Origin of the sequence: Pseudomonas sp. 8 R 14, assembly GCF_900005955.1 — a bacterium.
Lineage (GTDB): Bacteria > Pseudomonadota > Gammaproteobacteria > Pseudomonadales > Pseudomonadaceae > Aquipseudomonas > Aquipseudomonas marginalis.
In genome coordinates this window covers 354,906-368,656 of record NZ_CVTH01000058.1, presented here as the reverse complement: position 1 = coordinate 368,656, position 13,751 = coordinate 354,906, and the positions used below count along the sequence as shown (strand labels likewise).

10 protein-coding genes and 1 pseudogene are annotated in these 13,751 nt (G+C 61.1%); 8 read left to right on the top strand and 3 right to left on the bottom strand.

The annotated features are described in order from the left end of the window. The first annotated feature begins 40 nt into the window (after positions 1-40). From pip to BFQ01_RS14065, 8 genes are all read left to right on the top strand, one after another. The gene (pip, locus tag BFQ01_RS14100; protein WP_065925735.1) at positions 41-1,012 is read left to right on the top strand and encodes a prolyl aminopeptidase; all 972 of its coding nucleotides are present in this window, start codon (positions 41-43) and stop codon (positions 1,010-1,012) included. Next, positions 1,009-1,446 (top strand): D-aminoacyl-tRNA deacylase, encoded by a 438-nt coding sequence (gene dtd / locus BFQ01_RS14095; protein ID WP_065925734.1) that lies wholly within the window; start codon positions 1,009-1,011, stop codon positions 1,444-1,446. Before pip ends, dtd begins: the two co-directional genes overlap by 4 nt. Positions 1,447-1,769: 323 nt before the next feature. Next, positions 1,770-3,449 (top strand): glucan biosynthesis protein G, encoded by a 1,680-nt coding sequence (locus BFQ01_RS14090; protein ID WP_235865643.1) that lies wholly within the window; start codon positions 1,770-1,772, stop codon positions 3,447-3,449. Next, positions 3,442-6,012, top strand: a complete 2,571-nt coding sequence (mdoH, locus tag BFQ01_RS14085; protein ID WP_065925733.1) for a glucans biosynthesis glucosyltransferase MdoH — start codon at positions 3,442-3,444, stop codon at positions 6,010-6,012. The genes BFQ01_RS14090 and mdoH overlap by 8 nt, the downstream gene beginning before the upstream one ends. A gap of 177 nt (positions 6,013-6,189) precedes the next feature. Then, positions 6,190-6,999, top strand: coding sequence for a transporter substrate-binding domain-containing protein (locus tag BFQ01_RS14080; RefSeq protein ID WP_065925732.1), 810 nt, complete (start codon positions 6,190-6,192; stop codon positions 6,997-6,999). A gap of 210 nt (positions 7,000-7,209) precedes the next feature. After that, entirely contained in the window at positions 7,210-8,007 is a 798-nt protein-coding gene (locus BFQ01_RS14075; RefSeq protein WP_065925731.1) for a transporter substrate-binding domain-containing protein, read from the top strand. 94 nt (positions 8,008-8,101) lie between these two features. Further along, complete coding sequence (locus BFQ01_RS14070) at positions 8,102-9,061, top strand: amino acid ABC transporter permease (protein WP_065925730.1); 960 nt, start codon at positions 8,102-8,104, stop codon at positions 9,059-9,061. Further along, entirely contained in the window at positions 9,054-9,788 is a 735-nt protein-coding gene (locus tag BFQ01_RS14065) for an amino acid ABC transporter ATP-binding protein (RefSeq protein WP_027605038.1), read from the top strand. The genes BFQ01_RS14070 and BFQ01_RS14065 overlap by 8 nt, the downstream gene beginning before the upstream one ends. Before the next feature lie 12 nt (positions 9,789-9,800). Here BFQ01_RS14065 and BFQ01_RS14060 read toward each other — a convergent pair whose 3' ends face one another. From BFQ01_RS14060 to BFQ01_RS33345, 3 genes and pseudogenes are all read right to left on the bottom strand, one after another. After that, complete coding sequence (locus BFQ01_RS14060; protein WP_065925729.1) at positions 9,801-11,708, bottom strand: methyl-accepting chemotaxis protein; 1,908 nt, start codon at positions 11,706-11,708, stop codon at positions 9,801-9,803. Positions 11,709-11,873: 165 nt separating this feature from the next. Next, complete coding sequence (locus BFQ01_RS33350) at positions 11,874-12,587, bottom strand: methyl-accepting chemotaxis protein (protein WP_370671261.1); 714 nt, start codon at positions 12,585-12,587, stop codon at positions 11,874-11,876. Positions 12,588-12,728: 141 nt separating this feature from the next. Next, a pseudogene (locus tag BFQ01_RS33345) lies at positions 12,729-13,700 on the bottom strand (methyl-accepting chemotaxis protein); the annotation flags it as partial. Between the last annotated feature and the right edge of the window lie 51 nt (positions 13,701-13,751).

Below are 13,751 nucleotides of genomic sequence, written 5' to 3'. Positions count from 1 at the left end.
GTCCCCCCAGGGATGAACCCGACCCCCTACGGAGCGCGCAATGCAGACTTGGTACCCGCAGATCAAACCCTACGCCCGGCACGATCTGGCCGTCGATGACACCCACACGCTGTACGTCGATGAAAGTGGCTCCCCCGAAGGCTTGCCTGTCGTATTCATCCACGGTGGCCCTGGCGCCGGTTGCGATGCCCAGAGCCGCTGCTATTTCGATCCCAACCTGTACCGCATCGTCACCTTCGACCAGCGTGGCTGCGGCCGTTCCACCCCGCGCGCCAGCCTGGAAAACAACACCACCTGGGACCTGGTCGCCGACCTCGAGCGCATCCGCGAACATCTTGGCATCGACAAATGGGTGCTGTTCGGCGGCTCCTGGGGCTCGACCCTGGCCCTGGCCTACGCGCAAACCCACCCCGAACGTGTGCATGGCCTGATCGTGCGCGGTATTTTCCTCGCCCGCCCCCAGGACATCGAATGGTTCTACCAGGCTGGTGCCAGCCGCCTGTTCCCGGACTACTGGCAGGACTACATCGCGCCGATTCCCGCCGATGAGCGTCACGACATGATCGCGGCCTACCACAAGCGCCTGACCGGCAACGACCAGATCGCCCAGATGCACGCCGCCAAGGCCTGGTCCGGCTGGGAAGGGCGCATGCTCGGCCTGTGCCCGAGCCCGCAGCACGTGGAGCGTTTTTCCGAGCCTCAGCGCGCGCTGTCCATCGCCCGTATCGAGTGCCACTACTTCACCAACAACTCCTTCCTGGAGCCCAACCAGCTGATTCGCGATATGCACAAGATCGCCCATCTGCCTGGCGTCATCATCCATGGCCGCTACGATATGATCTGCCCGCTGGATAACGCCTGGGAGCTGCATCAGGCCTGGCCGAACAGCGAACTGCAGGTCATTCGTGAAGCGGGTCATGCGGCGTCCGAGCCCGGGATTACCGATGCACTGGTGCGCGCGACCGGCGAACTGGCACGGCGCCTGCTTGATCTGCCGCCAGAAGAAGCATGAAGGCCTTGCTGCAACGGGTGCGTAGCGCCCGGGTCGAAGTGGCGGACGAAATCGTCGGAGCGATTGACCAAGGTTTGCTGGTGCTGGTGGCCGTCGAACCTGCAGATACGCCCGAGAGCGCCGACAAACTGCTGCACAAGCTGCTTAACTACCGGGTGTTCAGCGACGACGAGGGCAAGATGAACCTGTCGTTGAAGGATATCGATGGCGGATTGCTGCTGGTGTCGCAGTTCACCCTGGCGGCGGATACCAAGAGCGGCCTGCGGCCAAGCTTCTCAACCGCTGCACCGCCGGCCCTGGGAGCGGCGCTTTTTGATCACTTGCTGTTACAAGCGCAACAATTGCATGGCAAGGTGGCCTCGGGGCGTTTTGGCGCAGATATGCAGGTGCATCTGGTCAATGATGGCCCTGTGACCTTTCTCTTACAGACATGAATGTATTAAAAACGACTTTAATGCCTAAAAACGTAGGGTTTCGCTACAAATACTTCGTTGTCCCTGATGCGTTGTCTCGCGGGCTACTAGATAATCGCGCGCTACGGGGATCAGCGTTGTTTGGTCCATTTTTGACTTAGGTAGAGACTTGTCCGACGGCCTCAGGGGAATCATTTGGACCCTGGGGAGTCGGAACAATGCTCGCCAACCTGGCATATAGATAGCTGGCCGTTGGTTTTTTGATCTGTTTTCGGCGAGGGTTGCTCGTGATTGTTAGTCCCTGTAATGCACCAAAATTGTCTGCCAAACGGTTACGAAACGCACTGGTGACGGGCTCCGCCCTGTTTTGCCTGTTCGGCGCGGGTCAACTGTGGGCATTCAGTCTGGATGATGTGTCGGCCAAGGCAAAAGAGCTGGCCGGGCAGAAATACGAAGCTCCGCGCAGCAATCTGCCGAACGAGTTCCGCGAAATGAAGTTCGCGGACTACCAGAAGATTCGTTTCCGCAATGAAAAAGCCGAATGGGCCGATCAGAACACCCCGTTCAAGTTGTCCTTCTATCACCAGGGTATGCATTTCGATACACCGGTGAAAATCAACGAAGTGACCGCCGACAGCGTCCAGGAAATCAAATACGACCCGACTCGCTTCGATTTCGGCGACGTGAAGTTTGATCCTAAAGCCACTGAACAGCTGGGTTACGCCGGTTTCCGTGTGCTGTACCCGATCAACAAGGGCGACAAGCAAGACGAAATCATGACCATGCTCGGCGCCAGCTATTTCCGCGTCGTCGGCAAGGACCAGGTCTATGGCCTGTCCGCCCGTGGCATGGCGATCGATACCGCGCTGCCGTCGGGTGAAGAATTCCCGCGTTTCACCGAGTTCTGGATCGAACGTCCAAAACCGGGTGACAAGCACCTGGTGATCTTTGCCCTGCTGGATTCCCCACGTGCGACCGGCGCCTATCGCCTGATCCTGCGTCCGGGCACCGACACGGTTGTCGATGTGAAATCCCAGATGTTCCTGCGTGACAAGGTCAGCAAGCTGGGCGTTGCCCCGTTGACCTCCATGTTCCTGTTCGGCGCCAACCAGCCGTCCAAGGTGCTCAACTACCGTCGCGAGTTGCATGACTCCAGCGGCCTGTCGATCCATGCCGGCAACGGCGAGTGGATCTGGCGCCCCCTGAACAACCCTAAACACCTGTCGGTCAGCAACTTCACCGTGGAGAACCCGCGTGGGTTCGGCCTGCTGCAACGCGGTCGCAACTTCAGCCACTACGAAGACCTCGACGACAACTACGACAAGCGTCCAAGCGCGTGGATCGAGCCTGAAGGCGACTGGGGCAAGGGCTCCGTCGACCTGGTCGAGATCCCGACTGCCGATGAAACCAACGACAACATCGTTGCGTTCTGGAGCCCGGCCGAGTTGCCGGAAGTCGGCAAGCCGCTGGAAGTGGCCTACCGCCTGCACTGGACCCTCGATGATGCCGCGTTCCATTCGCCGGACAGCGCCTGGGTCAAGCAGACCCTGCGCTCCACCGGTGACGTGAAGCAATCCAACCTGATCCGTCAGCCGGATGGCAGCGTGGCTTACCTGGTGGACTTCGAGGGCCCGTCCTTGAAGAAACTGCTGCCGGACGCCCCGGTGCGCAGCCAGGTGAGCGTGAGTGACAACGCGGAGCTGGTAGAAAACAGCGTGCGCTACAACGAACACACCAAAGGCTGGCGCCTGACCCTGCGTATGAAGATCAAGGACGCAGGCAAGCCGACCGAGATGCGTGCAGCCCTGGTCCAGGACATCACGCCGCCTGAGCCTGAGCATGTTTCCACCCAGGTGCTGAAGGCCGACAAGGTCCTGGCCAAGCAGCATGATAAACAGGCCAAGAAAGACGCGAAAGACAAGGAAGCCAAGCAGCCAGAAGCTGCCCCAGCCACACCGGAGCCGATCAAGACCGAGCAAGTCCTGACCGAAACCTGGAGCTATCAGTTGCCTGCCGATGAGTAATTCTCAAGTCCAGCCAGAGACTCTCTCCGAGTACCTGGCGCATCTTCCGATGACCGCTGAGCAGCGCGCCGAGTTGGCGGGCTGCACATCCTTCACCGAGTTGCACGAGCGCTTGTCGTCCAAGGCGTTCGATGCACCCGTCGACGCCGCCCAGGCGTCGGTGGGTCGCCGCTTGACCCTCAGCACGGCCGAAGAGCTGCAAGACGCCGAAATGCTCGGGCTCGACGCCAGTGGGCGCGTGTGCCTCAAGGCCACGCCGCCGATCCGCCGTACCCGCGTGGTGCCTGAACCGTGGCGCACCAATATCCTGGTGCGCGGCTGGCGACGGATCACCGGCCGCAGCAACCCGCCGACCCCGCCGAAGGATGAGCGCGTATTGCCGGCGGCCCGCTGGCGTACCGTGGGTTCGATTCGTCGTTATATCCTGCTGGTGCTGATGCTCGGCCAGACCATCGTGGCCGGCTGGTACATGAAAGGCATCATGCCGTACCAGGGCTGGTCGCTGGTCGACTTCGACGAGATCCGCAACCAGACCCTGCTGCAAACCGCCACCCAGGTGCTGCCTTACGCCCTGCAGACCAGCATCCTGATCATGTTCGGGATCTTGTTCTGCTGGGTCTCGGCCGGTTTCTGGACTGCATTGATGGGCTTCCTCGAACTGCTCACCGGCCACGATAAATACCGGATTTCCGGTAAAAGTGCCGGCGACGAGCCGATCCCGAAAGAGGCGCGCACCGCGCTGGTCATGCCGATCTGCAACGAAGACGTGCCGCGGGTATTCGCCGGTTTGCGCGCGACGTTCGAATCGGTGGCCGCCACCGGTGACCTCGATCGTTTCGACTTCTTCGTGCTCAGCGACAGTAACGAGGCCGACATCTGCATCGCCGAGCAGCAAGCCTGGCTCGACGTCTGCCGTGAGGCGGGTGGCTTCGGCAAGATCTTCTATCGCCGCCGTCGCCGTCGCGTGAAGCGTAAAAGCGGCAACCTCGACGACTTCTGCCGTCGTTGGGGCGGCGACTACAAGTACATGGTGGTTCTCGACGCCGACAGCGTGATGAGCGGCGAATGCCTGACCAGCCTGGTGCGCCTGATGGAAGCCACGCCGGATGCCGGGATTATCCAGACCGCGCCGCGTGCGTCGGGCATGGACACCCTGTATGCGCGCATGCAGCAATTCGCCACCCGGGTGTACGGCCCGCTGTTCACCGCCGGCCTGCACTTCTGGCAGTTGGGTGAATCCCACTACTGGGGTCACAACGCGATCATCCGCATGAAACCGTTTATCGAGCACTGCGCCCTGGCGCCATTGCCGGGTAAAGGTGCGTTCGCAGGTTCCATCCTGTCCCACGACTTCGTTGAAGCGGCGCTGATGCGCCGTGCCGGCTGGGGCGTGTGGATTGCCTACGACCTGCCGGGCAGCTACGAAGAACTGCCGCCGAACCTGCTGGATGAACTCAAGCGTGACCGTCGCTGGTGCCACGGCAACCTGATGAACTTCCGCCTGTTCCTGGTCAAGGGCATGCACCCGGTGCACCGCGCGGTGTTCCTGACCGGCGTGATGTCCTACCTGTCGGCGCCGTTGTGGTTCCTGTTCCTGGTGCTGTCGACGGCCTTGCTGGCGGTCAACACCCTGATGGAGCCGCAGTACTTCATGGCGCCACGCCAGTTGTACCCACTGTGGCCGCAATGGCATCCGGACAAGGCGGTGGCGCTGTTCTCCACCACCATCGTGCTGCTGTTCCTGCCGAAGTTGCTGAGCATCATCCTGATCTGGGCCAAAGGTGCGAAGGAGTTCGGTGGCAAGTTCAAGGTGACGATGTCCATGCTGCTGGAGATGCTGTTCTCCATGCTGCTGGCGCCGGTGCGGATGATTTTCCACACCCGTTTCGTGCTCGCCGCGTTCCTCGGCTGGGCCGCGACCTGGAACTCGCCGCAGCGTGACGACGACTCCACCCCGTGGGGCGAAGCGATCAAGCGTCACGGCACGCAGACCCTGCTGGGCTTCTTCTGGGCCCTGCTGGTGGTGTGGTTGAACCCGAGCTTCCTGTGGTGGCTGGTACCGATCGTCGGTTCGTTGATGCTGTCGATCCCGGTGTCGGTGATCTCCAGCCGGGTCAACCTTGGCCTGAAGTCCCGCGATGAGAGCCTGTTCCTGATCCCTGAGGAATACAATCCGCCGCAAGCGTTGCTGTCCACCGACAAGTACACCCACGAAAACCGTTGGCACGCGCTGAAAGACGGCTTTGTGCGCTCGGTGGTCGACCCGCAGCAGAACGCCCTGGCCTGTGCCCTGGCGACCTCGCGTCACGGTCAGGCCGAGCCGATCGAGTACCTGCGTGCCGAGCGTGTGCGCCACGCGTTGAAAGTCGGCCCTGCCGGCCTCAACAACGGCGAACGCCTGGCGTTGCTCAGCGACCCGGTAGCCCTGGCCCGCTTGCATGAACAGGTCTGGAGCGAAGGGCATGCCGAGTGGCTCGCTGCCTGGCGTAATTCGATCAAGGCCGACCCGCACGCGCCGTTACTGCCGCTGCAACCGCTGTCGTCCCAGGCCCAACCGGCCTGATTCAGGCGCCCCCGAGGGTTCACTTCGGGGGCGTTCGAAGCGCTGGTCCTACAGCGTTTCTCTATCGCTCTAACTCCTTGTTATTTCGAAACAAAAGTCCCTTGTCCGAGGCGTATTTGCGTGCCCGCGAGTGGGGTAGGATCGCCCCCCAAATTTGACTCGGTCACAGGGGGATTCATGATCAAAAGGTATTGTTCGGCATTGCTGATCGGCGTTATTGCATTGATTCACGCTGGTCTGGTGCAGGCCGGTGCCATCGACGATGCGGTTCGGCGTGGTGTGTTGAAAGTGGGTACTACGCCCACCTATGTCCCCTTTGAAATGACCGATAAAGAGGGCCGTATCGTTGGCTTTGAAATCGACCTGCTCAAGGTGATGAGCCAGGCCCTGGGCGTTGAGCTTGAATTGGTCAGCGTGCCCTATACCGAGTTGCTGCCTGGGCTACAGGCGAAAAAGTTCGACCTGATCGGCAGCGGCATTACCGTCACCCAGAAGCGCAACCTGAAGCTGAATTTCAGCGACTCCTTTATCGTGGTGGGGCAAACCGTGTTGCTGCACCCCAGCCTGAAGGACAAGGTCGCCAGTGTCGAAGACCTGGACGACGCCACTTACCGTGTCACCACCGTCCAGGGCACCACTGGCGAGGCGGCGGCGCAACGCTTCCTGGGGGCGGCGCGCTTGAGCAGTTTTGCAACGCCCCGGGAAGCTGTGCGCCAAGTGGTGAACGGTGCCGCCGATGCCTTTATTTACGATGCGCCCTACAACCTGATCGCCCTGAGCTTGCCGGAAAACCGCGAGCTGCTGGCGCTTGAACAGCCGTTCACCTTTGAACCCTTGGCGTTTGGCGTGAAGAAAGGCGATTTTGACAGCCTCAACTGGATCAACCATTTCCTCAATCAAGTCGCCCAGGACGGGACCTACGATCGCTTGCACGACAAGTGGTTCAAGGACATGGACTGGCTGGTAGAGGTCGACTGGAAGTCATAGCTTCTTACACATCAATCCGTTGCCAGCGCTACCAACGCAAGCGTCTATCCCAGCAGCTGGCTGCGTTGTTGTGGGACTTTTCCGACATACGCAGATAACAAATACCCGTGAAACCTTTGTGACAGGCAATGAGTGGGTTAGGATCGCACCCCGAATTGGTGCAGCCCTTTTGCGCGCCGACCGTATAAGAATCGTTCAGGGGACTTGATGATGAAAAAGTATCTTTCGATGCTGCTGCTCGGCGTCGCCGCGCTGGTTGCGGCCAATGCCGCCCAGGCCGGTGCCATCGATGATGCGGTCAAGCGCGGCACGCTGAAAGTCGGCATGGACCCGACCTACATGCCGTTCGAAATGACCGACAAACGCGGCGAAATCATTGGGTTCGAGGTCGATATCCTCAAGGCCATGGCCAAGTCTATGGGTGTCAAGCTGGAGCTGGTGTCCACCGGCTATGACGGCATCATCCCGGCGTTCCTCACCGGCAAGTTCGACATGATCGGCAGCGGCATGACCCTGACTCAGGAACGCAACCTGCGCCTGAACTTCAGCGAACCCTTCATTGTGGTTGGCCAGACCCTGCTGATCCGCAAGGAGCTGGAAGGCACCATCAAGTCCTACAAAGACCTGAACGACGAGAAGTACCGCCTGACCTCCAAGCTCGGCACCACCGGTGAGATGGTCGCCAAGAAGCTGATCTCCAAGGCCAAGTACCACGGCTATGACAACGAGCAGGAAGGTGTGCTGGACGTGGTCAACGGCAAGGCCGATGCCTTTGTGTATGACGCGCCATACAACGTGGTCGCCGAGAAAAAAGTCGGTAACGGCAAGCTGGTGTTCCTCGAAGAACCCTTCACCTTTGAACCCCTGGCGTTCGGCCTGAAGAAGGGTGACTACGACAGCATCAACTTCATCAACAATTTCCTGCACCAGATCAAGAACGACGGCACCTACGATCGCATCCATGACAAGTGGTTCAAGAGCTCCGAGTGGCTCAAGGACATGGAATAAAGCGGGACTGTTTTCTGTTGCGAGAGGGCTTGATGTGGGGAGCGGGCTTGCCACCTCAAGTGTGCGGGCCTCGAATTTTTTGGATGCTGAGTAGATGAAACAGAAAAAAGCCCAATGGCCCTGGCACCTGCTGACCGTCGTCGTGCTGGTCGGCCTGGCTGGCGCCTTGTACTACGCTACCTCGCTGATGTCCTACGAATGGCGCTGGAACCGGGTCCCGCAATACTTCGCCTACCAGGCCGAAGAGTCCCAGCGCGCTGCGGACATCTCCACTGTCGTGGAGCTGGTCCGCAAGGGCGATGTGGCCGAAGTCACCCTGCGCAACGATGCCGGCGTCGAACAACGCGTGAGCGTGGCCGACAACAGCCTGCAAGTGGCGCGCGGCGATGATGTGGCCGAAGGCGATGTCATCGGGGTTAACCGCCATTGGGCGTTGGGCCCCTTGATGTGGGGGCTGTGGACCACGTTGTGGCTGTCGGTGGTATCCGGGATTCTCGGCCTGGCGATCGGTCTTGCAACCGGGTTGTGCCGACTGTCCAATAACCCGACCCTGCGCGATCTGTCGACGATCTACGTCGAGCTGGTGCGTGGTACGCCACTGTTGGTGCAGATCTTCATTTTCTACTTTTTTATCGGCACGGTGCTCAACCTGTCCCGGGAATTCGCCGGGATCGCCGCCCTGTCGTTGTTCACCGGCGCCTATGTGGCGGAAATCGTCCGCGCGGGGGTGCAGTCCATCACCCGTGGCCAGAACGAGGCGGCTCGCTCCCTGGGCCTGAGCGCCAGCCAGTCGATGCGTCATGTGGTGCTGCCGCAGGCCTTCAAGCGCGTGTTGCCGCCGCTGGCCGGGCAATTTATCAGCCTGGTGAAAGACACCTCGCTGGTCTCGGTGATCGCGATTACCGAGCTGCTCAAAAGCGGTCGCGAAGTGATCACCACCTCGTTCTCGCCGTTTGAAATCCTGTTCTGCGTCGCAGGGTTGTACCTGCTGATCAACCTGCCGCTGTCGAAAATGGCCAGCCGGCTTGAGCGGAGGCTCGCCCAAAGTGATTGAAGTCCGCGATCTGGTAAAAGTCTTCGATACCCGCGGGCATGTGGTGCGCGCGGTGGACCATGTGACCACCCAGGTGGCCAAGGGCGAAGTGTTGGTGGTGATCGGCCCGTCCGGCTCCGGCAAGTCCACGTTCCTGCGTTGCCTCAATGGCCTGGAAGAGTTCGATTCCGGCTCGGTGAGCATCGATGGCCTGCAACTGGCCGACCCGAAAACCGATGTGAATGCCTATCGCCGTGAAGTCGGCATGGTGTTCCAGCACTTCAACCTGTTCCCCCACATGACCGTGCTGGAAAACCTGTGCCTGGCGCAAAAAGTCGTGCGCAAGCGCGGTAAGAAAGAGCGCGAAGCCAAGGCCCTGGCGCTGCTGGAAAAGGTCGGCATTGCGCAGAAAGCCAACGAGTTCCCGTCGCGGCTTTCCGGTGGCCAGCAACAGCGCGTGGCGATTGCCCGGGCGTTGGCGATGGAGCCCAAGGTGATGCTGTTCGACGAGCCCACCTCGGCCCTCGACCCGGAAATGGTCGGCGAGGTGCTGGACGTGATGAAGACCCTGGCCCTGGAAGGCATGACCATGGTCTGCGTCACTCACGAAATGGGTTTTGCCCGTGAAGTGGCGGACCGGGTGCTGTTCTTCGATCATGGCAAGTTGCTGGAAGATGCGGCCCCGGCCGAGTTCTTCGCGGCGCCCAAAGACCCGCGTGCCCAGGCGTTCCTGCGCCAGGTGCTATAGGGCGCGGGGCGTTCATACCTTGAACCGCCCCACGCATTGCTGCAAATCCGTTCCCAACCGCGCCAGTTCGATACTGGCCGCTGCCGTCTGTTCACTGGCGGCGGCGGTTTGCTCCGAGGCGTCGCGTACTTTCAATACGCTGCGATTGATCTCTTCGGCCACCGCACTTTGCTCCTCGGCGGCAGCGGCGATCTGCGGGTTCATTTCCTGGATGACCGACACCGTGCGGGCTATCTCCGTCAGGGAGTCCCCGGCGTTGCGGGCCAGGCCGACGCTGTTGTCGGTCAGGGTGCGGCTGTAATCCATGATGTCGGCCACTTGTTGGGTTCCGCTGTGCAGGCCGCCAATCAGCTCTTCGATTTCCTCGGCGGACTGCTGGGTCCGTTGGGCGAGACCGCGCACCTCATCGGCGACCACCGCGAAGCCTTGACCGGCCTCGCCGGCCCGTGCGGCTTCTATCGCAGCGTTGAGCGCCAGCAGGTTGGTCTGCTGTGACACGGACTTGATCACATCCAGCACGCTGCTGATTTTCTGGCTTTCCCGTTGCAGCCCAATCATGGCCTGGCCTGCGCGCGCCATTTCATGGGCAAGGTGCTCGATTTGCGCCACGACATCCGTCACCACCTGATCGCCCAGCTCAGTCTGTTGATTGGCCTGTCCGGCGGCGAGGGACGCCTGCTCGGCGTGGCGCGCAACCTCCTGGGCGGTGGCGAGCATCTGGTTCATGGCGGCGGCGACCTGCTCGGTTTCATCGCGCTGATTATTCACCCCTGCGCGAGTTTGTTCGGTCACGGTGGAGAGCTCCTCGGCGGCGCTGGCAATTTGCCGCGCGTTGTCGCTGATGTTGCCAATCAGCCCCCGCAGGTTCAGCGTCATTTGGCTCATGCTGCGTTGCAGTTGACCCAACTCGTCACGCCGTCGGGATTGCACGTCATGGCTCAGGTCGCCTTGCGCAATGCGATTGGCGGCGGACAGCGCTTTGCGCAGCGGTTTCACGATTTGCCCGGCAATCAGCCAGGCCGCCAGGGCTCCGAGGAGCAAGGCTGCAGCGGTCGTACCAAGGGTTTGGGTGCGGGCTTGTTCGGCTTCGCGTTCGCGTCGTTGAGTCTGGTCCTGGCTCAAGAGATCGCTCTGGGCGAGCAGTTGGTCCAGCTGCTGTTCCAATTGATTTTGCGCGCCTTCGGTTGTGAGTTGCGTGTCCTTGAGGCGTGTGAGGTGGGTGCGGATACTGAGCACGGTATTTTTCAGGGCGCCGCTGTCGACCGGCAATTTTGCTACGCCAGCCTGGGCGAGTTCGAGGTTACGCTCGGCGTCGCTGACGGCCTGGGCGTAGGCATCCAGCGAGCTGGCGGCCCAGGCAGGGGTTTGGGCGCGATCCTCCGCCTGCTCTATGGCCTGGCGCAGGTTTTCGATGGCATCGAGGGCTTTTTCATCCTCCTGGTCGGGTAAGTCGCTGGCCAGTTGTGCCAGCACGTCACCGGTGCGTACGGAGCTCTGCTTCAGTTGTTCACGGGCACTCTCACGTTTCTCGACCAGGGCAGGCACCTCCTTGAGCGTGGTTTTGAACGTTGCGGAGAGGCGGGTCATCTCCTGCAGGTATTGAATGGATTTGGGGACTTTGAGCCGGTTGGAAAGCTCGCTCAGGAATCCGTCGATTTTTTCTATGCTCACGCTCAATTTGTTGAGGCTGTTGGTATCGTCCAGGGTTCGGTAGACGATTCTGTCGGCCCGCAGTTCTTCACCCGTCACGGCCAGTTGCGCGAGCACGGTCAGGGTTTGCGAGCGGTAAAGGGACGCGGCCAGCGCTTGCCAGCCAGTCACGGCAATCACAAGGCTCAATGCCAGGACCAGGGAGAAGCCCAGGGCCAGTTTGAGAGTGACACTGGCGTCACCCAACAGGTAAGTCATTCGACGAAGCATGATCAACCTCCGACAAGTGAACAGTGGGCGTTCTCAACATGCGCAGGCACATTGAGCTGAATTGAACGCTAGTTCTCTCGGCGCAGAGGTGGGGCTGATAAACGCGTAGGAAATTTCACAGATTGCAGGCGGCGACCCAGGGCGGGTCGCCACGCGGGGAAGGGGTCAGACCCGGAAGCGGCCGACCAGCGCCTGGAGATGGGTGCCCAGGCGCGCCAGTTCGGTACTCGATGCGGCAGTCTCTTCACTGGCCGAAGCCGTCTGCTCGGAGATATCACGCACGTTCAACACACTGCGATTGATCTCTTCCGCCACGGCGCTTTGCTGCTCGGCGGCGGTGGCGATCTGGGAGTTCATCGCCTGGATGGTCGAGACCGTGCGTGTGATGTTCTCCAAGGCGCTGCCGGCGCGGCGCGTCAACTCGACACTGCTGTCGGTGAGGCCACGGCTGTTGTCCATGATGTTCGCCACCTGCTGGGTGCCGCTTTGCAGGCCGACGATCAGCTCTTCGATCTCTTCGGTGGACTTCTGGGTGCGCTGGGCCAGGCTGCGTACTTCATCGGCCACCACCGCGAAACCGCGTCCGGCCTCACCGGCCCGTGCCGCTTCAATGGCTGCGTTGAGGGCCAGCAGGTTGGTTTGCTGGGCCACGGACTTGATCACATCGAGCACGCTGCCGATCTTGTCGCTTTCGCGCTTCAGATCGGCCATGGCGACCGTGGAGTTGCCGACTTCAGTGGCGAGGCGTTCGATCTGGGCGATCGCTTCGCCGACCACTTTGTCGCCTTCACGGGCCTGCTGGTCGGCGGCCAGCGCGGCTTCCGAGGCTTCCTCGGCATTGCGCGCCACTTCCTGCACGGTAGCGGCCATTTCATTCATGGCGGTGGCCACCTGGTCGGTCTCGACTTTCTGGCTGTTGACCCCGGCGCTGGTCTGTTCGGTCACGGCCGACAGTTGCTCGGCAGCGCTGGCGATCTGGGTGACCCCTTCACTGATGCCGCCGATCAACTCGCGCAGGCCCATGGTCATGCTTTGCATGGCGCGTTGCAATTGGCCCAGCTCATCCTGGCGCAAGGAGGTGAGGTTGTGGCTCAGGTCGCCCGACGCGACACGCTCGGCGACCTGCAGGGTCTGGTTCAGGGGGAGGATGATCTGGCGGGTGATGGCCCAGGCGGCAACCAGGCCGAAGATCAGCGCCAGCACGGTGGCCATTAGCAGCAAGTATTTGGCTTGCGCGGCATCCGCATCGCGTACCGCGGTCTGGGAAACCGTCAGTTTGTCACTGTGGCCCAGCAGGATATCGCCCTGGGCAGACATGGTCTTGAGTGCCGCTGCGCTGGCCACTTGAGAGTCGCGGTATTGGCTGACGGCGGCGCGGTAGGCTTGCAGTGAGACGCTGGCCTGTTGCAGGTTGGCTGAATACTGATCAGGTATTTGGCTGGTGAGGCTGGTGATTTTTTTCAGCGCGTTGTCGATGGCATCCAGCGCGGGCTGCTCGGCCTCGACCTTGCCGCTGTAGGTGTAGCCCCGTACTTGGAAGCGCGCTTGCTGGATCAGTTTGCTCAGGTCCACCACGCTGTTGAACAGCGTGACACTGTCGCCTTGCAGCAGGGATTTCTCCACTTCGCTGACCTTGAGTACCGCATTATCGGCGGTATCGCCCAGCTTGCTGCGGGCATTTTCGCGGTTGGTGCCTGCCTGCACCATATCGTTGAACGCGCGCTTGTACTGGTCCACGGCGGCCAATTGCTCATCGACCAGGGCGGCATCCGTGGGTTGTTCGATCAGGCTGCGTGCGGTCTTCAGGCCAGTGTCCAGCTTGTTCAGCAGCTCGCTGACGGCGGTCGGGCCTTGTTCGCCACGGCGCATCTCGTAGTCGAGGCGTGCCAGGCGCAGGTCTTTGGTCAAGCCGTTGAGGCTGGAGATGTAACCCAGCTTGTCACCACGGCTGATCACGTCGCCCAGGCCGCTCCAGCCGGTGAAGGTGATCATCAGTGTCAACAGCAATACCAGGCCAAAGCCCACCGCCAGCTTGGTTTTGAC

Bases quoted from the DNA above. Each gene is read 5' to 3' on its own strand.
- pip (WP_065925735.1), top strand. From the start codon at position 41: ATGCAGACTTGGTACCCGCAGATCAAACCCTACGCCCGGCACGATCTG.
- dtd (WP_065925734.1), top strand. From the start codon at position 1,009: ATGAAGGCCTTGCTGCAACGGGTGCGTAGCGCCCGGGTCGAAGTGGCG.
- mdoH (WP_065925733.1), top strand. From the start codon at position 3,442: ATGAGTAATTCTCAAGTCCAGCCAGAGACTCTCTCCGAGTACCTGGCG.
- BFQ01_RS14080 (WP_065925732.1), top strand. From the start codon at position 6,190: ATGATCAAAAGGTATTGTTCGGCATTGCTGATCGGCGTTATTGCATTG.
- BFQ01_RS14075 (WP_065925731.1), top strand. From the start codon at position 7,210: ATGAAAAAGTATCTTTCGATGCTGCTGCTCGGCGTCGCCGCGCTGGTT.
- BFQ01_RS14070 (WP_065925730.1), top strand. From the start codon at position 8,102: ATGAAACAGAAAAAAGCCCAATGGCCCTGGCACCTGCTGACCGTCGTC.
- BFQ01_RS14060 (WP_065925729.1), bottom strand. From the start codon at position 11,708: ATGCTTCGTCGAATGACTTACCTGTTGGGTGACGCCAGTGTCACTCTC.
- BFQ01_RS33350 (WP_370671261.1), bottom strand. From the start codon at position 12,587: ATGAATGAAATGGCCGCTACCGTGCAGGAAGTGGCGCGCAATGCCGAG.